General features: G+C 65.6%; 16 protein-coding genes and 2 tRNA genes. 16 read left to right on the top strand and 2 right to left on the bottom strand.

Features of this window, described 5'->3' with window-relative positions; all coding sequences use genetic code 11:
• Positions 1-66: 66 nt before the first annotated feature.
• Positions 67-1,422 carry a DUF1329 domain-containing protein gene (locus tag QT386_RS12520; RefSeq protein ID WP_289274105.1) on the top strand — a complete coding sequence of 452 codons (1,356 nt, stop codon included), beginning with the start codon at positions 67-69 and terminating at the stop codon, positions 1,420-1,422.
• Between the two features lie 77 nt (positions 1,423-1,499).
• Here the strand turns inward: QT386_RS12520 and QT386_RS12515 are convergent, their stop codons facing one another.
• On the bottom strand, positions 1,500-2,354 hold the full coding sequence (locus QT386_RS12515) for a hypothetical protein (RefSeq protein WP_289274104.1): 855 nt from the start codon (positions 2,352-2,354) through the stop codon (positions 1,500-1,502).
• Positions 2,355-2,630: 276 nt separating this feature from the next.
• Between QT386_RS12515 and QT386_RS12510 the strand changes: the two genes are divergently transcribed.
• The 9 genes from QT386_RS12510 to QT386_RS12470 all read left to right on the top strand — a co-directional run bounded on the left by QT386_RS12510 (position 2,631) and on the right by QT386_RS12470 (position 11,716).
• Positions 2,631-4,058, top strand: coding sequence for a 3-oxoacyl-ACP reductase (locus QT386_RS12510; protein ID WP_289274103.1), 1,428 nt, complete (start codon positions 2,631-2,633; stop codon positions 4,056-4,058).
• A gap of 285 nt (positions 4,059-4,343) precedes the next feature.
• Positions 4,344-4,931: a GTP cyclohydrolase II gene (gene ribA / locus QT386_RS12505; RefSeq protein WP_289274102.1), complete on the top strand. Its 588-nt coding sequence runs from the start codon at positions 4,344-4,346 to the stop codon at positions 4,929-4,931.
• Positions 4,928-6,931 (top strand): AarF/ABC1/UbiB kinase family protein, encoded by a 2,004-nt coding sequence (locus QT386_RS12500; RefSeq protein ID WP_289274101.1) that lies wholly within the window; start codon positions 4,928-4,930, stop codon positions 6,929-6,931. The genes ribA and QT386_RS12500 overlap by 4 nt, the downstream gene beginning before the upstream one ends.
• A gap of 11 nt (positions 6,932-6,942) precedes the next feature.
• The gene (locus QT386_RS12495; RefSeq protein ID WP_289274100.1) at positions 6,943-7,947 is read left to right on the top strand and encodes a quinone-dependent dihydroorotate dehydrogenase; all 1,005 of its coding nucleotides are present in this window, start codon (positions 6,943-6,945) and stop codon (positions 7,945-7,947) included.
• A gap of 167 nt (positions 7,948-8,114) precedes the next feature.
• Complete coding sequence (locus QT386_RS12490; protein ID WP_289274099.1) at positions 8,115-9,314, top strand: OmpA family protein; 1,200 nt, start codon at positions 8,115-8,117, stop codon at positions 9,312-9,314.
• 95 nt (positions 9,315-9,409) lie between these two features.
• Complete coding sequence (locus tag QT386_RS12485; RefSeq protein WP_289274098.1) at positions 9,410-10,489, top strand: metallophosphoesterase; 1,080 nt, start codon at positions 9,410-9,412, stop codon at positions 10,487-10,489.
• Positions 10,486-11,016 (top strand): hypothetical protein, encoded by a 531-nt coding sequence (locus QT386_RS12480; protein WP_289274097.1) that lies wholly within the window; start codon positions 10,486-10,488, stop codon positions 11,014-11,016. Before QT386_RS12485 ends, QT386_RS12480 begins: the two co-directional genes overlap by 4 nt.
• Before the next feature lie 2 nt (positions 11,017-11,018).
• Entirely contained in the window at positions 11,019-11,222 is a 204-nt protein-coding gene (locus QT386_RS12475; protein ID WP_289274096.1) for a DUF1289 domain-containing protein, read from the top strand.
• Positions 11,223-11,275: 53 nt separating this feature from the next.
• Complete coding sequence (locus QT386_RS12470; protein ID WP_289274095.1) at positions 11,276-11,716, top strand: thioesterase family protein; 441 nt, start codon at positions 11,276-11,278, stop codon at positions 11,714-11,716.
• A 215-nt stretch (positions 11,717-11,931) separates the two neighbouring features.
• Here the strand turns inward: QT386_RS12470 and QT386_RS12465 are convergent, their stop codons facing one another.
• The gene (locus QT386_RS12465) at positions 11,932-14,184 is read right to left on the bottom strand and encodes a PhoX family phosphatase (protein ID WP_289274094.1); all 2,253 of its coding nucleotides are present in this window, start codon (positions 14,182-14,184) and stop codon (positions 11,932-11,934) included.
• A gap of 152 nt (positions 14,185-14,336) precedes the next feature.
• On the opposite strand from QT386_RS12465, the gene uvrY reads away from it, so the two are divergent.
• From uvrY to QT386_RS23435, 6 genes are all read left to right on the top strand, one after another.
• On the top strand, positions 14,337-15,005 hold the full coding sequence (gene uvrY, locus QT386_RS12460) for a UvrY/SirA/GacA family response regulator transcription factor (protein ID WP_289274093.1): 669 nt from the start codon (positions 14,337-14,339) through the stop codon (positions 15,003-15,005).
• An 18-nt stretch (positions 15,006-15,023) separates the two neighbouring features.
• Positions 15,024-16,841: an excinuclease ABC subunit UvrC gene (gene uvrC, locus QT386_RS12455; protein ID WP_289274092.1), complete on the top strand. Its 1,818-nt coding sequence runs from the start codon at positions 15,024-15,026 to the stop codon at positions 16,839-16,841.
• Between the two features lie 79 nt (positions 16,842-16,920).
• The gene (gene pgsA / locus QT386_RS12450) at positions 16,921-17,496 is read left to right on the top strand and encodes a CDP-diacylglycerol--glycerol-3-phosphate 3-phosphatidyltransferase (RefSeq protein WP_367401434.1); all 576 of its coding nucleotides are present in this window, start codon (positions 16,921-16,923) and stop codon (positions 17,494-17,496) included.
• 81 nt (positions 17,497-17,577) lie between these two features.
• A tRNA-Gly gene (locus QT386_RS12445) sits at positions 17,578-17,653 on the top strand.
• 74 nt (positions 17,654-17,727) lie between these two features.
• Positions 17,728-17,801: transfer RNA gene (locus QT386_RS12440), tRNA-Cys, on the top strand.
• A gap of 162 nt (positions 17,802-17,963) precedes the next feature.
• Positions 17,964-19,061, top strand: coding sequence for a site-specific integrase (locus QT386_RS23435; RefSeq protein WP_104231543.1), 1,098 nt, complete (start codon positions 17,964-17,966; stop codon positions 19,059-19,061).
• Positions 19,062-19,219 lie beyond the last annotated feature (158 nt).

Raw genomic sequence — 19,219 nt, 5'->3', positions numbered from 1 at the left:
ATCCCGGGCATTACTACGAATGCGCCGCGCGCCCGCCCGGGCCGACGGTTGCTCGGGAGGAGAACGATGATGAGAACCTTGCCGCGGGCCCTGCTGGCCGTGGGCCTGAGCCTTGGTGCCTGGCCGCTGTTGGCTGCTGTCCCCGCGGTCGAGTCCGCTGCGCTCGGTGCCGCCCTGACGCCCGTGGGCGCCGAACGCGCCGGCAATGCCGACGGCACCTTGCCGGCCTGGGGGCTCGACCGCGGCCAGGCGGCGGCCTCGGGCAAGCTGATGGAGCTGGGCGATGCCGAGCCGGGCGCGCCGATGTTCGTCATCACCATCGACAACATGAACCGCTTCCGTGACTGGCTCACGGAAGGGCACATGAAGCTGCTGCAGGAGTACAACACCTACTCCATGCGCGTGTACCCCTCGCGCCGCACGGTACGCTGGCCGGATGGCATCGAGAAGGCCAGCCTGCTCAACGCGCAGCGCTGCAAGCTCGCCGGCAGCGACGATCCCGCCGGCTGCCTGCTGGGTTTCCCGTTCCCGATCCCCAAGAGCGGCGCCGAGGCGATCTGGAACCACAAGCTGCGCTGGCGCGGCGAGGCGCTGTCTCGCATCAACAACAACCTCGTGGTGGACCCCAAGGGGCAGTTCCAGGCCACTCGGGTACGCGAGGACTACCGCTTCAGCTACGCCAATCCGGGGCGGCCACAGCTTCTGGACCCCAACAGCCGCGATCTCTGGCAACTGGCCACCGAAACCATGGCGCCACCGCGCCTGGCCGGCACGGAGTTGCTGATCCGCGAGCGCAGCGGCACCGGCACCGAGGGGCGCATGGCCTGGATCGCCAGCCAGAAGCAGCCTCGCATGCGCCGCGAGCCCAATGCCTGCTGCGACAATTTCACGCCGGGCGCCGAAGGTCTGCAGTTCTACGACCAGATGGACATGTTCAACGGCACGCTGGATCGCTACAGCTGGAAGCTGGCCGGCAAGCGCGAGCTGCTGATCCCCTACAACAGCCCGCGCAGCGTCGCCGGGGCCGACAAGGGCGACTTCAGCAAGCTGGTGAAGCCCTGGCACATCGACCAGGAATGGCCGCGCTACGAGCTGCACCGGGTCTGGGTGGTGGAGGCGGCGCTGAAGAAGGGCTCTGCGCACCCGGTGCGCAAGCGCATCTTCTACATCGATGAAGACAGCTGGCAGATCGCGGCGGTAGACCTGCTGGACGTCTACGACCAGGCCTACCAGTTCCAGGAAGCGCACCTGGCCTATGACCCCCAGCTCAAGGCCACCGTTGCGTCGGCCGAGCTGGTGTATCAGTTCGATATCGGGCGCTACCTGGTGTCCGGGCTGGTTTCGCCGGGAGCTGGGGCGACGCCCTCGATGGATTACTTTACGCCGGAGGGCTTGCAGAAGCGGTTCAAGGACGCGAAGTAGAGCCCCAACTGCTGTAGCAGGCCCAGAAAAAAGCGGCGGACCGGAACGATCCGCCGCTTTTTTTCTGGGGCTTGCGCTTACTGAACCTGCACCGGGCCCGACAGCTTCTTGCCCAGCGTGCGGTTGTTGCGGTCCGTCAGGCCGTTCCCCACGATCACGGTGTAGCGGCCATTCTTGGCGACCGGGAACACCAGCATCTTCTTGTTGGTGGGGCCCAGCTCCCACTTGCCGGACACGGCATTGCCGGCGGCGTCCTTGACCTTGATGTTCTTGTCGGCGCTGTCGGCACTGTCGAACGTGCCGTTGAACATCAGTACGACGGCCTTCTTGTAGGCGGCGGAGCCGGCATAGTCCAGCGACAGCTCGTTCGGCGATCCGGCGCCCCACCAGGGACTGACGGCGGCCGGCGCAGCCTTCTTCTCGGCAGGCTTGGCTGCGGGCTTGGCGGCAGGTTTCGGGGCCTCGGCCTTCGGCTTGGGGGCTTCGGCAACCGGGGGAGGGGCCGGAGCGGGTTCCACAGCCGGCGGCGGCTCGGCAGCCGGGGGCGGTTCCGCCGCAGCCGGCTCGGTAGCCGGGGCGGTGGCGACATCGACAGCGCCCATGTCACCGTTGCCGGCGTCGGCGTCGGCGGCGGAAGCGTCGAGCGAGGCTTCGTCGGCGGCCTGTTCGGCGGAGGCGTCCACCGGGGCGGCTTCATCGGCGGCGGCCGTGTCGCCGGACGGAGCCGTAGCGGCAGGAGCCTCGGCGGTGGGGGCGGCGTCGGAATCGATTGCGGACAGGTTCAGCTCGCTGGCGAAGACCTCGTCCACCGTCGGGCCCTGCTGCTCGCGCTTCTCTTCCACATGGCGCTGCGGTGCGATGGTGTGCAGGACGAAATAGGTTCCGGCCGTGATCGCAACGGAAATGACGCCTAGCGTCAGGGCTTTGTTCATCTGGTCCAACCCTCCAGAAATATTGTTTCGTTATGGGCGCCGCAGTAGATCAGCCGACGAGCGGCTGGGCGCGAATTATGACGACCCTCAGGTCGGAAAACTATCCGACAGTGGCCCGCGCGTCGTCAATGATACGGCGGAGGCGCCTGATTTCACCGGCGCAAACCCGTGTCAGTGCGGCCAAGGACGCTGTGGCGGCGATCGGTTAGCTTGGTTGTCTTGACGGAGCTTTTCTAGCTCCCACCCCTCGTTACGGCAAAGCAATCAGGAGCAGCGATGAGCGATCGCTTGATGGAATTCACCCAGACCCCCTTCGGCAAGAGCCTGGCCACCATGCTCGGCCTGCCGCAGCCGCCGCGCCTGAATCGCGCCAAGGCCGCCTGGGCGGATCGTCCGCTCGACGGCAAGTTCGTCACTGTGGGCTCCGGTAACGGCGCCATCCTGGCCAAGCCGCTGCTGGAGGCGCTGGCGGCCGCCGGTGCCGTGCTTCGCGTCGTGCCGGAGCATGCGGGCCTGACGCCCGTGAAGCAGGCCGCCGCCGAGCTGGGCCTGGCCGTGACCGGCAACCCAGGCGCGGACGCCAGTGCTCCGCGCAGCCACGCAGTGCTGTTCGATGCCTCGGGTATCGCCAGCGCGGAGCAGCTACGCGAGCTGTATGACTTCTTCCAGCCGCTGGTCCGCAGCCTGCCGGCCAACGGCCGCGTCGTGGTGCTGTCGCGCTCGCCGGACGAGATCGAGGAGATCGGCCTGAAGACCGCCCAGACCGCGCTGCGCGGCTTCGTGCGCTCGCTGGGCAAGGAAGTGGGCAAGAACGGCACCACCGCCAACCTGCTGGAGGTGGCAGAGGGCGGTGCGGAGTGGCTGGCTGCACCGCTGCGCTTCTTCCTGTCCGAGCACTCGGCCTATGTCACCGGCCAGCTGCTGCGCGTCGGCAAGGGCCCCCAGGGCGGCGAACCGCTGGCCCTGGCCGGCTCGCTGGCCGGCAAAGTGGCATTGGTGACCGGCGCCGCCCGCGGCATCGGTGCCTCGATCGCCGAGACCCTGGCCCGCGAAGGCGCCACGGTGATCGGCATGGACCATCCCTCGGCCGAGGGCGGCCTGGGTGAAACCATGGCGCGCATCGGCGGCCACGGCCTGGCCCTGGACGTGACGGCGCCGGATGCGGCCGAGCGCATCGCCAAGGAAGCCTTGGCCAAGTTCGGGGGGCTGGACATCGTCGTCCACAACGCCGGCGTGACCCGCGACAAGATGCTGCGCAACATGTCGCAGCAGCAGTGGGACCTGGTGTTGAACATCAACCTGGGTGCCATCCTGCGCATCAACGAAGGCCTGCTGAAGAGCGGCCTCAAGGACGGTGCCCGCATCGTCTGCATCTCGTCGATCGGCGGCATCGCCGGCAATGCCGGCCAGACCAACTACGGCTCGACCAAGGCCGGCGTGATCGGCTACACCCAGGCCATGGCGGCCGCCATGGCCAAGCGGGGTGGTGCGATCAACGCCGTTGCGCCGGGCTTCATCGAGACCGCCATGACCGCCGCGATGCCGCTGGGCCCGCGCGAAGTCGGCCGCCGCATCAACTCGCTGTCGCAGGCCGGCCTGCCGCAGGACATCGCGGAGACGGTGACCTTCTTCGCCTCGGCGGCGGCGGGTGGCGTCAACGGTTCCACGCTGCGCGTCTGCGGCCAGAACTGGATGGGCGCTTGAGTATGTGAATAGGCCTGCTACGCACCCCGATCCTGCATCTCTGGTGCTCGCCGTACATCAGTACGGCTCCGCTCCTCGCTGCAACCTCGGGGCGCTCGCGACGGCCTCTTCACATCCTCGGAGAGCTTGCAATCAAGATAGGGAGGGCCGTGAGGCCCTCCCTATTTCGTTGCAAAGCGGTCACAATGCGCCGAATGCCTCCCGGCATCTTCGTCGGGCGGCAAAAAAGATAACGACTTCAATGCATTCCGGGCGGTTGAGGCCGGGAGCCCCGATAATCTGCGCATGACTCTCCAACGGATCGCCGAATCCAAGCTGCCGACTCCCTTCGCCGAGTTCCGCATCACCGTGTTCCAGTCCGACGATGGCAAGGAACACGTGGTGGTGTCGCTCGGTGACCTGGCGGGTGAACCGCCGTTGATCCGCATCCACTCCGAGTGCCTGACGGGCGATGCGCTGTTCTCGCTGCGTTGCGACTGCGGTGCCCAGCTGAATTCGGCCCTGCAGAAGATCGCCGCGGACGGACGCGGCGCCGTGCTGTACCTGCGCCAGGAAGGGCGGGGCATCGGCCTGGGCAACAAGATTCGCGCCTACGCCCTTCAGGACAAGGGGGCGGACACGGTGGAGGCCAATCACCAGCTCGGTTTTCCGGCCGACGCCCGCGAGTACGGCCTGGCCATTGACCTGCTCAAGCAGCTGGGCCTGTGCCACATCCGCCTGATGACCAACAATCCGCGCAAGCTCGACGCGCTGGAGCAGGCGGGCGTCACGATCGTGGAGCGGGTGCCGCTGGAGAGCGGCCGCAACCCGCACAACGAGTCCTACCTGGCCACCAAGGCCGCCAAGCTGGGGCACCTGCTGGGCCTGCCGTGAACCCGCCCGAGCCCTACGATCTCGCTGACAAGCAGCTCGGCCTGCTGCGCGGGCTCGGGGCGTTCACTACGTCCACCTATCGCCTGACCAAGGGCTTTGCACCGCTGGTGAAGCTGCTGGCCTCGGAGCCGGACGTCACCCGCGACGAGCTGACCTTCGCCGTCGACAAGGCTTTCGAGGGCCTGTACCAGCACCCGCTGCTGCGCCAGACCGAAAAGCTCACCAGCTACCTGCGCATGCGGCAGCTGATCCCCAACGAGCAATCCACCGAGGACCTCATCCGCTTCCTGGTGGAGCAGGTGACGGCCCGCTCTCCGGTGCCGGTGCCGGACGCCCTGGTACAGGAGTTCTGGCTGTTCTTCAACGAGCTGTTCTCCTCGCCGGACCTGAAGGGCCTGGGGGAGCTGTCGCTGGACATGGTGCGGCTGGTACTGCGCACCTACGAGCCGCAGCTGGTGGAGATCGTGAACCTGCTCAAGGCCGGCCGCCGCTTCAACCAGTGGCAGCTCAACGAAATCCTGCGGCGGGCCGCCATCATCCGCAACGATGCCATCATCGTGCGGCGCCAGATCCGCGCGCTGCGCCACATCAAGCCGTTTTTCCAGGCCGACCCGCGCGACTTCGGTGCGCAGGCGCAGATCGTGGCGGCCATGGTGCGCGAGTTCGGGCCGTTCTTTATCAAGATGGCGCAGGTGGCGGCGGCGAATACCGACTTCCTGCCCGAGGAGATCGCCAGGGAACTGGCGGTGTTCCACGAGGACGTACCGGCGATGACCGAGGAGGAGGTGAGCACGGCCTTCCTCGAGTGCTACGGCAAGCCCGCGCACAAGCTGTTCATGGACTTCGACCCGGCGCGGCCGGTGAAGTCAGGCTCGATCGGCAGCGTCTACTTCGCCAAGAAGCCCGTCATGGAGGATGGCAAGGAAATCCTCAAGCCGGTGGTGATCAAGGTCGGCCGCCACAACATCGACCGCGAGTTCATCATCGGTAAGCTGGTGCTGGGGCTGGCGATCATGTCCTCTCAGTACTGGGCGCCGCACACCAAACTGGCGCCGTTCCTGCGCGCGATGCAGGAGCAGATCGATGAGTTCGTGGCTGGCTTCGTCGAGGAGCTGGACTTCGAGTCGGAGGCGCGGCACCACCTGCGTTTCTACGAGCGCAGCCTCAAGTCCAACATGTGGAAGGTGCCCGCGATCTACAACCACACGCGGCGCATCATCGAGATGGAATACCTCTCCGATGCCAGCAGCCTGACGCGCGCGCTGCGCCGCATGCCGCTGTCGGAGCGTCGTTGCTTTCAGCGCCAGATTTCGGAACGCCTGCTGTACACCCTGCTGTACCACGTGATGGTGCACGGCGAGATGCACGGCGACCTGCACCCCGGCAACATCATGATCGGCTCGGACGGCTCGCTGCACCTGATCGACTGGGGCAACGTGGTGCCGTTGGATGGCAAGTGGAACCTGGTCTGGGACTACCTGGCCGGGGCCATCCTCGCCGACACCGAATTGCTGGCCGATACCCTGATCCGCGTCAGCACCCAGCCGGAAGCCAACGCCGCGCGACGCGCGGAGATCAAGGCGCTGCTGGACGAGACCCTGGCCAAGAAGGGCATCCGCCCGCTGACCCTGGGCAGCTTCATCCCCGAGCTGAAGCGGGAAGGGGTGGACGGGCTCTATCGGCGCGGGCAGGCGATCCTGCAGCTGATGTCCAATACCCAGCATGCCGGCGTGGTGCTCAAGCGCGACTACCTGCACCTGTCGCGCGCGCTGTTCGCCGCCGCCGGCAGCTTCGGCTCGCTATACGAGAACGAATCCAAGAAGAAGCTGGCCGCCGACCTGGCACGGGGGCTGCTGCGCCTGCCGCTCACCTTCACGCAGGACCGGCTCCATGAAGAGAGCCGCAGCCTGCGCCTGCGCCTGGCGCGCCTGCTGCCGCTGCCCGGCATCATCAAGCAACGCCTGGCGCCGCCCGCGCGTCCGGCCCTCCACGCACCCTAAGTCCCTACACCATGCTCTACTCGCTGGCGCGCAGCGCGCTGTTCCAGCTCGACGCCGAACAGGCGCACGAACTGACGATCGCCTCCTTCAAGAACTGGCCGCGCCTGGCCACCGCGCCCTTCGCGGGGCGCACGCCGGATGACCCGGTCCGGCTGTTCGGCCTGAACTTCCCCAACCGCGTGGGCCTGGCCGCCGGCCTCGACAAGAACGGCGAGTGCATCGAGGCCTGGGCACGCCTGGGCTTCGGCTTCATCGAGGTGGGCACGGTCACGCCGCGGCCACAGCCGGGCAACCCGCGGCCGCGCATGTTCCGCCTGGTGGAGCAGCAGGCCCTGATCAATCGCCTGGGCTTCAACAACAAGGGCGTGGACTACCTGCTGCAGCAGGTGGCCAAGGCCGACTATTCCGGCATCCTCGGCATCAATATCGGCAAGAACGCCGATACGCCGATCGAGCGGGCCGCGGACGACTACCTGATCTGCCTGCGCAAGGTCTACCAGGCCGCCAGCTACATTACCGTCAACATCTCCTCGCCCAACACCAAGAACCTGCGCGACCTGCAGGACGAGGCCAAGCTGGAGGCCCTGCTGAAGGCGCTGAAGGCCGAGCAGAGGGAGCTGGCCCAGCGCCACGGCAAGCACACGCCACTGCTGGTCAAGATCGCGCCGGACGTGAGCCTGGCACAGCTGGACCACATCGCCCGGCTGGCAGTGGAGCTGGGCATCGACGGCCTGATCGCCACCAACACCACGCTGTCGCGCCCGGGGCTGGAGCGGGAGCCGCTGGCCAAGGAGCAGGGCGGCCTGTCCGGGGCGCCGCTGGAGAGCCTGGCCTGCGAGACGCTGCGCCAGCTGCGCTCGCGCGTCGGCAAGGACTACCCGCTGGTGGGCGTCGGCGGCATCTGCTCGGGCGAGGATGCCCGGGCGCGCCGCCGGGCCGGCGCCGACCTGCTGCAGATCTACACCGGCTTCATCTACCAGGGGCCGCGGCTGATAGCGGACTGCACCCAGGCCTGAACCGGCGGGGCGGCTTGGGGTGGCGGCTAGGAGAAATTGCCCATGGCGGGGGCAAGGTTGCCGCTGTCATGAGCAATACATTATATTCGACGAATAATCACTCCAAGTTACGACAGTACTTGGTTTTTTTCATTTTTTGAGTTCAAGACAGGGGAAGAGTGATGCGCATGCGGACCATCAGCGCGGCGGCCTTGGCGATGTTCAGTGTCGCCCCGGCTTACGCGGTTACCACGGACGGCTACGAGATTCCGTATGTCGGAGCGTTCTACTCCTACGAGCTCGGCGACAGCGCCCGTGACTCCGACGACGGCCAGGGCTTCCAGATCACCGTCGGCATGCCGATCGACTGGGGCAGCAACAACGCCCTCGAACTGAGCTTCACCGACGTCGGCCGCGAGCGCAACATCGACGGCAACAAGGACTACCAGTCGGCCCTGTCGCTGGACCTGGTGCACCACTACGGCGAGCCGCAGACCGGCCTGAAGTACGCGCCGCGCTTCAAGCCCTTCCTGCTGGCGGGCGTCAACCTGATCCAGGAGGACGTGCGTGGCGACGACCACGTCCACGGCGGCCTCAACATCGGCGCGGGCCTGCTGTTTCCGCTGCCTTGGTACGGCCTGGGCATCCGCACGGAAGCCCGCGCGCAGGCCCAGTACAACGACGAGTCGGTTTCGGGTGAAGACTTCCTGATCGACTACCGCTTCAACGTCGGCCTGCAGGTGCCGCTGACGGTGTTCTTCGCCGAGCGCAGCGCGCCGGTAGGCAAGCCGGGCGAGTGCGAAATCTCCGTGGTGGATCCGGTCACCGGCCGCAGCGATTGCGCCGTGGATACGGACGGCGACGGCATCTTCGACAGCGTTGATCAGTGCCCCGGCACGCCCCCGGGCACCCCGGTCAACACCAACGGCTGCCCGGTTGCCAGCACCGGCACCGACACCGACGGTGACGGCGTTCCCGACGTGGCGGATCGCTGCCCCGAGACCAAGCGCGGACTGACCGTGGACGTCGCCGGTTGCGTGGTCGGCCAGACCATGACGCTGCAGGGCGTGAAGTTCCACAATAACTCCGCCGAGCTGACCAACGACTCCCGCGGCATCCTCGATGGCGTGTCCCGCACCCTCAGCAGCCAGAAGAACCTGGCCGTCGAGATCGGCGGTCACACCGACTCGAACGGCTCCGAGGCCTTCAATCTGCTGCTCTCGCAGCAGCGCGCCGAGTCGGTGCGCCAGTACCTGATCGGCCGTGGCATCGAAAGCAGCCGCATGACCGCCCAGGGCTACGGCGAGTTCCAGCCGGTGGCGTCCAACGAGAACGAGGCCGGTCGCGAGACCAACCGCCGCGTCGAGTTCAAGATCATCGTCGAGTAATTCTCCTCGGTCATCTGTAGGTACCAGACCGCGTGCTACCCTCGGGTGGCACGCGGTCTTCCGTTTTATGCAGTCCCTGGAGAGGGGTCACGATCATGTTCAAACGCCTGCTCATCGCCACTGCGCTGATCCTTTCGGGTTGCCATGGCAGCTCCGACGAGGCCGGCCCCGGTGGGTCTTCCGGCGGTGTCGTCCGCTTTATCGTGCTCGGTGACTCCGGTGCGCCGCCGGAGTCCGGCGACGTGGCCAAGATCGTGGAAAAGGTCTGCGCCCAGCGTGGTTGCGACTTCGCCGTCGGCGCGGGCGACAACATCTATGACCAGGGCGCGGATTCACCCGACGATCCGATCTTCCAGGCAGCCTTCGAAGAGCCCTACAAGAACCTGGACTTTCCGTTCTTCATGGCCCTGGGCAACCATGACAACTCCAACTCGCCGCTGGGCGGCGGCGGCACCAACGAGCGCGGCGACCACGAGGTGGCGTACACCGCCAAGTCCAGCAAGTGGGTGATGCCGGCGCGCTACTACACGCAGGGCTGGCCGCGCGGCAGCGCCAACCCGACGGTGGAACTGTTCGTGCTGGACTCCAGCCCGATCACCCATTTCTTCAACGACCTGAATCCCGCCTGGAACGGCGCCAACCTGCAGACCTACATAGCCGAGCAGAAGACTGACATGCAGGCGGCGCTTTCGGCCAGCAAGGCGACCTGGAAGTTTGCCCTGGCGCACCATCCTTACGTCTCCAACGGCATGCATGGCGACGCCGGCAACTACGAGGGCGGCGCTTCGCCGGATCTCTGCGCGCTGGCCGGGCTGATCAGCCCCAGCTGCCGCGGCACCGACTACAAGGCCTTCCTGGAGCAGACCATCTGCGACAAGGTGGATGTCTTCTTCAATGGCCACGACCACGAGCTGTACTGGCTCAAGCCGGTGGCGTCCTGCGGCAAGACCCAGCACATGCTGTCTGGCGCGGCCTCCAAGCACCGCAGCATCCAGGACCCGGCGCGCAACGAGGCCTACTACCAGGTAGGCGACACCCACGGCTTCTTCTGGGTGGAACTGCGTGGCAACCGCTTCACCGGTGCGGCCTACCGTGTCGGCCCCGGCGGCGTCGCCACCGACGTGGATGCCAACGGTGCGCCCAAGCCGGCCTTCGAGATGAGCTACACCAAGTGAGGCGTCTGCTGGCCGTATTGTTGCTGGGGCTGGCGGCCTGCCAGCCTCAGCCGCCGCCACGCCCGGTGGACGTGCCGGCCGCTCGCCTGCAACTCCACGTGCCGGCCGGCTGGCAGGCGGACAGCAGCCCCGGCAGCCTCTACTTCGTGCTGCCGGCGGAGCGCGGGCAGGTGATCGGGCGCAGCTTCTTCCTGGTGGCCAGCGACCCCATGCGGGAGCAGCCCAGCGGCCGGCCCGCAACGCTGGACAGCTATGTCCGCTACAAGGAAGAGCAGGGACGTGCCCAGGCCCGGGAATACCGCGTGATCCATTCGGAGCGGGTGATCCTGGATGGCGTGGAGGCCGATCTGCGCGAGATCGAGCTGTCGGGCCAGATGGAGCCGCGGCGCAGCCTGGCAGCCCTGATGGTGCGTGGGCACGAGGGCCTGCTGCTGGTGGGCTCGGCACCAGTCAGCGAGTTCCCCCGTTTGCGCCGTGACTTCAAGGCGATGATCCACAGCCTGCACTGGCTGGCGCCGGCGCCTTGAGCATGGACGACGACGAGATCGAGTCGCCTTGCGTAGGCGTCTGCCAGCTGGACCCGCAGCATGTCTGCGTGGGTTGCCACCGCAGCATGGACGAAATCTCGGAATGGCCCTACGCCACGGACCCGCGCAAGCGCGAGATTCTGCAGCTCGCCCAGCTTCGGCTGGCGGGGCTGGCGAGCAAGCGCAAGCCGTTCTGGCGCCGATAACCCCCATTTCCGGCCAGGCAAGGCAGAATCCGGGCATTCCCCGGAGCCTTTGCATGAGCACCCCGCAGCGCAGCGATTACGGCCATTTCCTGCAGATCCCCACCCGCTGGGGTGATTTGGATGCCCTGGGCCATGTCAACAACACCAATTTCTTCGTCTTCGACGAGTCCGTGCGCCTGGACTACTTCGGCCTGTTCAGCCGCGACAATCCGCGCTTCTGGAAGGAAGAGGGCTTGATCCTGGCCAACCTGGGCTGCGATTTCGTGGCGCAGCTGCACCATCCCTCGACGGTAGAGGCGGGCTTCCGCATCGCGCGCCTGGGCCGTTCCAGCATGAAGACCGAGGCCGGCATGTTCGTCGGCGACAAGCTGGTGGCGGTCACGCGCGGTACGCTGGTGTGGTTCGACTACACCCAGCAGAAGCCGGCCCCGATCCCGGACTACGTGCGCCAGGGCATCCGCTCGCGTGAGCGGATTGCGCCGGAAGAAGGCTAGGGAAGCTCTGAAAAAGTTACCGTTCGCCCTGAGCTTGTCGAGGGGTGAACGGCAACTAGTGGACCGGCCATGGGGAAAGTCCGCCCGCGCTTCGACAGGCTCAGCACGAACGGACAGAGGCTCCCCGGGACAACCCGCGAGCTGTAAAAGGACGAGCCGCAAAGAAAACGGCCCGCTTGCGCGGGCCGAATGGCTCGAGAGTACAGTGGGATGAATCAAATGCCGATCACGCCGCCGTCGTTCCTGCTGATGACGACGGTGGCCGAGCGCGGGCGCTTGGTGCTGGTCGCGTTGGCCTGCGTATCGGGCCAGTGGCTGCCGTAGGTAGCCGGCAAGGTGATATCTCCGCCGGCGCTCTCTTCACCCGGATGCTGGATGTTGAGGAACATCGTCTTGCCGTCAGGCGTCATGGCAATGCCGGTGACTTCGCACTGCTTCGGTCCCACCAGGAAGCGGCGCAGCGTGGTCTCCTCGGCGGCCTTGCCAACCGGCGATTCGACCGTGCGGGTGTTGGCACCCAGCTTGGAGGTGATGGACTTGCGGCTGCCGTCGCCGACTTTGCCGGGCACCGCGGCCAGCATCATGCAATTGGTGACGTCGGTGTAAGCGCCGTCGTCCGTCTGGATCCACAGCACGCCACGCGGATCGAACCAGAGGCCATCCGGGCTCGAGAAGTCGTTGCTCGCCTTGAGGCTGGAGACGTTGACGTTGGCCTGGTACGCAGCCGCTTCATCGGTCGTCGCGGTGGCGTCTGCCTTTTCCTGGGCGCCGAACAGGTAGACGTCCCACTTGAAGGTCGTGGCTGCATTCGAGCTGCCGTCTTCGCGCCAGCGGATGATGTGGCCGTTGACGTTGCCGCTCTGGTTGGAGCCGGCCTTCTTGTCCTCATACACGCGCGGGTTGGCGGCGTCCGTCAGGGCCTGGCGGGTGCCGGCGGTCGGAGTGCCGGTGACCAGCCGATTGGCGGTGTTGGAATTGGTAAGCGTCATGTAGACCTCGCCGTTGACGGGGTTCACGGCGCCCCATTCCGGGCGGTCCATCTTGGTGGCGCCGACCGCGTCCGCAGCGATGCGGGTGGCAACCAGGATATCGGCCTGGTTGGCGAACGAGAACAGGACATTGCCCTCATCCAGGCCATTGGCGCCATAGGCCAGGGCAGCCCAGTCGCCGCTGCCGTCGGCCTTGAAGCGGGCCACGTACAACGTGCCTTCGTTCATGTACTTATCGCCGGCGGCCAGGCCCTTGCCGATATCCGCCGGATCCCAGTTGGCCTTCGAGACGAACTTGTAGATGTAGTCGCCGCGGTTGTCGTCACCCATGTACCAGACCAGCGGCTGGCCAGCGACGGCCTTGGCCGGCCAGCAGCCCTCGTGGGCGAAGCGACCCAGCGCGGTGCGCTTCTTGGGGCGCGAGGTGCTGGTGAAAGGATCGATCTCCACGATCCAGCCGTAATTATGCGGCTCATGGCGGAAGTCATCGCTGCCGTCCGTGGAGGTGCCCTTCTTGGTCGCATCCCACCGGGAGAAAACCGTGGTGCTGGCGTCGGCCGGCACTACGGTCGACCAATTCTGGCTGTCGGCGTTGTTGTTGAGGTTGTAGCGATTGAAGATCGCGATCTCGCGCGCGCTGCGATTGGCGTTGTCCACAGCCGACGGGCGCTTGAAGAAACCGTTCCAGTTCTCTTCGCAGGTCAGGTACGTGCCCCAGGGCGTGTAGCCGTTGGCGCAATTGTTGATGGTGCCGCGGGTGGTCTTGCCGGTGGCATCGAACAGCGTCTTGTTCCAGGCAGTGCCGGATACGGGGCCAGCCATGTCCATCACCGTGTTCGGGGTGATGCGGCGATTGAAGGCAGAGCCCTTGATCACGGAGACGACAGCGCCGGTGCGCTTGACCTCGATGACGCTGACGCCGTGACAGTTGATCTCCTTCAGGGCTTCTTCCTCAGGACGCGGGGCCGGGGAGTAGCCGTTCGGGTGGATGTAGGGGCTGCTGTTGTACTCGTGGTTCATGCACAGCAGGCCACGGTCGGAGCGGTTGGCGTCGAACTTGCCGGCGTCGCTCAGTCCGAAATAGTACATGCCGTCATGGTTGTCGCCGGCGCGCTTTTCGTAGGACTCCGCCGTTTCGGTGCCGTTGTCGGCCCAGGCGGGGGTAGCGTCGTCGAGGGCATCGCCCAGCGCGTAGAGCACCGCCACGCTGTAGCCGGCGGGAACTGTGATCTTGTCCAGCTGGTTCTTCTCGACCGCGCTGAAGTTGAGCGTAGGGGCGGGGAGGCTGCTGCCGTCGGAGTCGTTGTCGTCGTTGCTGTCGCAGCCGGTCAGCGTGAGGCCGCCGAAGAGAGCCGCGGTCGTGGCGGAAAGGCCGCCGAGCAACGTCTGGCGGCGAGTGAAGCGCGCCTGGACGACGTCGAGGATATGAGGATTGTCGGAATTGTTGGTGACGACGTCGACGTCGTGGTGATGACTCATCGCGATGGTCCTTGGCTGGGTAGTGGCTGGGATAACCGGCCTGAGCCTAGGGGGCTGATGTGACGCTCGTCTGACTGTTTTGTTACGTTTAGACGCCCCGGGCGAGGCAGCGATCCCTAAGTAGCCTAGAATGGGCGCATACGGAGGGATTCATGATCAAGATCATGCTGGTGGACGACCATCGCCTGGTTCGGGCGGGCCTGAAGCGTGTGCTGCAGGAGGTGCCCGACATGGAGGTCATCGCCGAGGCGTCCAGCGGCGAGGAAGCCCTGGACCTGCTGCGCACCCACACGCCGGACGTGGTCCTGATGGACATCAACATGCCCGGCATCGGCGGACTGGAGGCCACCCGGCGCCTGTTGCAGAAGCTGCCGGCAGCCCGCGTGATCGTGGTGTCCATGCATCTTGAGGAGCCTTACCCCAGCCGCATGCTGGCGGCCGGCGCCGCCGGCTATATCAGCAAGGACTCCGCGGCCGACGAGGTCGTGGCGGCCATCCGCCGGGTCAACACCGGTGGGCACTACGTGGCGGCCGACGTGGCCGGCAACCTGGCGGCCTCCCTGGTCAAGGGCAACAACGGCGGCTCGCCCTTCGAGCAGCTGTCCCAGCGCGAGACCCAGGTCATGCTGATGGTGACCAAGGGCTACTCCACCCAGGAGATATCGGACCGCCTGCACCTCTCCCCCAAGACGGTCAGCACCTACCGCTACCGCCTGTTCGAGAAGCTCAACGTCACCAACGACGTGGAACTGACCCGCATGGCCATGCGCTACGGCCTGCTGGACGAGAAGTCGTCCGCCGAGCCTGCCGCCGGAGCCTGAGCGCCTTAAAATAGGGGCATGAAGCCCCAGACGGAGTCCTTCGACTCCCGCAGTTTCCTCTCGCAGCTCACGACCCAGCCGGGCGTCTACCGCATGTACGGCGGAGAAGGCGAGCTGCTGTACGTGGGCAAGGCGCGCAACCTGAAGAAGCGCGTCGGCAGCTATTTCCTGCGTGCCAGCGGCAACCCGCGCATCGAGAGCATGGTGTCGCAGATACGCCGGATCGAGGTGACGGTCACCCGCACCGAGGACGAGGCGCTGCTGCTGGAAAACAACCTGATCAAGGAACAGTCGCCGCGCTACAACATTTCCTACCGCGACGACAAAAGCTACCCCTACGTCCGCTTCACCGCCCACCGCTTTCCGCGCATTGCCTACTACCGTGGCGCCAAGGTGGGACAAGACCGCTACATCGGCCCGTTCCCCTCGGCCAGCTCGGTGCGCGATACCCTGGGCACCCTGCAGAAGCTGTTCCGCCTGCGGCCCTGCCGCGACAGCTTCTACAACCACCGCGAGCGCCCCTGCCTGCAGCACCAGATCAAGCGTTGCAGCGCGCCCTGCGTGGGGCTGGTGGGCGAGGAGGAGTATGCCCGCGACGTGGCCAATGCCCAGCGCATGCTGGAGGGCCGGGCGGACGAGCTGGCCAAGGACCTCGGGGCAGAAATGGAGCAGGCGGCAGAGGCCCTGGAGTTCGAGCGCGCCGCAAGGTTGCGTGACCAGATATCGGCCCTGCAGCGGGTGCGCGAGAGCCGTGCCCTGACCGGCGGCGCCGAGGACCTGGACGTGATCGCGGTGGCGCCGCATGCCTCCAGCAGCTGCCTGGCAGTGGTCAGCGTGAGGGATGGCGTCAATCTGGGCCACAGCAGCCACTTCCCCCGGCATCCGCCGCAGGTGGAGCCGGAGGAATTGCTGGAGAGCTTCCTCAGCCAGCATTATCTGGAACAGCCGGCGCCGCCGGAAATCCTGGTCAGCCACGAGCTGGAAGACGTGGAGCTGCTGGAGGCCGCCCTGGCTCAGCGGGCGGGCCGCAAGGTCACCATCAACCGTCCGCAGCGGGGCCTCAAGCTGCGCCTGCTGGAGATGGCCCAGAGCACCGTGCAGCAGGCCCTGACCACGCGCCTGACCGAGATGGCCAGCATGGACGAGCGCATGCTGGAACTGCAGCGCGCGCTGGAGCTGGACAAGCCGCCGCTGCGGCTGGAGTGCTTCGACATCTCCCACACCCAGGGTGAGCGGGCCGTGGCGTCCTGCGTGGTATTCAACGACCAGGGGCCGCTGAAGTCCGCCTACCGCAAGTTCAACATTGATGGCATCACGCCGGGCGACGATTACGCCGCCATCAGGCAGGCGGTAGCGCGACGCTTCGCCCGGGTGAAGAGCGGCGAGGTGCAGCGGCCCGACGTTCTGTTCATCGACGGTGGCCAGGGCCAGCTCAATGCGGCCCTGGAGGCGCTGGACGAGGCCGGCATCGAGGACCTGCGCATCGTCGCCATCGCCAAGGGCCCGACACGCCGGCCGGGGCTGGAGGAATTGATCATGCCCGAGCGGGAGTTTCCGCTGCGCCTGCCGGGCGACTCGCCGGCGCTGCACCTGATCCAGCGCATTCGCGACGAAGCGCATCGCTTCGCCATCACCGGGCATCGCGGCAGGCGCGACAAGGCGCGTGTGAGCTCCGGCCTGGAGAGCATCGAGGGCCTGGGGGCCACGCGGCGGCGGGCGCTGCTGAAGAGCTTCGGCGGCCTGGCGCAGCTCAAGCGCGCCAGCATCGACGACCTGGCGCGGGTGGAGGGTATCTCGCGCACGCTGGCGGAACGTATCTACGCCTATTTCCACTGATGGGCTTTTTTTCAGCCTCTGCCTGACGACCTGACGCCGGAGTCGGGTAATCTGTCAGCATGAAAAACAGGACGGTTGCGTGAAGATCACCCTGCCTCTGGCATTGACCCTGGGCCGTGTCGCCGCGATCCCGGTGGTGCTGGCCCTGTTCTACGTTCCCGTGCACATCGCCGGCTACGAGGTATCGCGGCAGCTCGCCACCGTGATCTACGCGGCGGCCGCCATCACCGACTGGCTCGACGGCTACCTGGCACGCAAGTGGAACCAGACCAGCAAGTTCGGCGCCTTCCTCGATCCGGTGGCGGACAAGCTGCTGGTGGCAGTGTGCCTGGTGATGCTGCTGCAGGATCAGCCGGGCGGGGTGCTCGCCGCGCTGGTGGCGGTGATCGTCGGCCGCGAGATCACCATCTCGGCCCTGCGCGAGTGGATGGCGGAGCTGGGTGCCCGTACCCATGTGGCGGTGAGCTGGATCGGCAAGGTCAAGACCGGCTTCCAGATGACTGCCATCGGCATGATGATCTGGGAGATCGACACCTTCCATCTGCCGATCTATCACCTTGGCTACGGCCTGCTGTTCATCGCCGCAGTGCTGACGATCTGGAGCATGGTGGTATACCTGAGGGCGGCCTGGCCCCTGATGTCGGACAATAATTGAGCAATTTGCGGGTTTCACAGAAAACCTTCGCAAAAAGCTTGACTTGCCCTTACTTCTCTATAAAATGCGCGCTCTCAAGACGCGGGAATAGCTCAGTTGGTAGAGCGCAACCTTGCCAAGGTTGAGGTCGCGAGTTCGAATCTCGTTTCCCGCTCCAGTTTCAAGAAAACCCCCGCAGCAATGCCGGGGTTTTTTAGTCTCAACGGCTGATAGAATGCAGCCGTCCCCGGTGGCCAGGTGGCAGAGTGGTTATGCAGCGGACTGCAAATCCGCGTACGCCGGTTCAATTCCGACCCTGGCCTCCATTACCTTTACCCGTTTTCCCTCTCTAAATCAGTGACTTGGCCTCAGTCGTCGATCGGCTGGCCATTACTGTGTCGACTTTCTGGCCGTTTATTCCGAGCTGTTTTGGCCGGTTTGATCGTTTCGTTGCCCTGCGGATACCCGCTTTCCATTGGAGAGCGAGCGTGGCGCGAAAGAAGACGGGAAGCATTAGGCATCGGGGGCCGCTGCAGTTCCGAGCGGCGGTCACGGTCGGCGGGCGGGAGAAGAGCAAGACGTTCTCGACCGCCGGGGAAGCTGAAGCCTGGATCCAGGGGTTATTGAAAGCGGATGCGGCGAATGCCGCCAACGCTTGGCTTGCCTCCCAGGAAGTAACGCTTCGCGCCGGGTTCAAGCGCTATCTGGCTGAAATCACGCCGCAAAAAAAATCGGCTGCAAGCGAAAAGCGCCTCATCGAGGCATTTCTAGCGCGGGAAGCCGTGTTGTGCGAGAAGCCGCTTTGCGACATCGCGCCGTCTGACATGAAAGCGCTTGTACAACGTCGCATGAAACCCTCCGATCCGGTCGAAAAGCCGATCACCGGCTCCACGATGAATCGCGAGTTGGCTCGCATCAGCCATCTGTACACCGTGGCCGTCGCTGAGTGGGAATACGTCGGCCTCGTCAATCCAATCACGCGGGGCATCCGTCGCCGGGAAAACAAGCCTAGGGAGAGGCGGCTGGAGATCGGGGAGGAGGAGAAACTCCTTGAGGCGGCTCGGTCCTACGAACTCGACTGCGCGCCAGAAATTCCGATCTCCGCAGTGATCCGGTTTGCACTGGGGAGCAGCATGCGGCTGAGTGAGATTGGCAGATGCGAATGGAAGCACGTCGATCTAGAGCAAGCGACCATTTTACTTCCCGCTACGAAGAACGGAAGCGCGCGCACGGTGGCATTGTGGCCGCACCTTGTGCGGTTGCTCTCAACACTTGCACGCCGGAACGACGGTTTGGTCTTCGGCCCCACGGAATCGATTCGGCTAATGTTCACGCGGGTAATGGCCCGAACTGACATTAAAGGGCTGCGCTTTCACGACTTGCGGCACGAGGCGATCAGCCGCTTCTTTGAGAGGACGAGCCTCTCGGACATGGAGATCGCCGCGATCTCCGGCCACAAGACCCTGAGCATGCTCAAGCGATACGCTCACCTGCGAGCGAATAAATTGGCCATGAAGCTGGCTACGTCCGAGGCCGCGGAGCCGCTGCCATTGACTACAGTGATGGGTGGCTCGCCCGTTCACTGATTGTGTATCGGCAATCAGTAGGGTCTTAGAGGGCGGTTGTTGGCGCGCAGTAAGAATTGACCCACCCAAGAGGCAAGTGCGCACTGAAATTTGACCCACGTTAATCGGTACTCTGGCGATTTTCTCGCCAGGGATGACCAGGAGTGATTAGCGTGGAA

The organism is Solimonas sp. SE-A11, assembly GCF_030345715.1.
Taxonomy (GTDB): Bacteria; Pseudomonadota; Gammaproteobacteria; order Nevskiales; family Nevskiaceae; genus Solimonas_A.
This window is presented reverse-complemented; position numbering and strand designations above follow the sequence as displayed.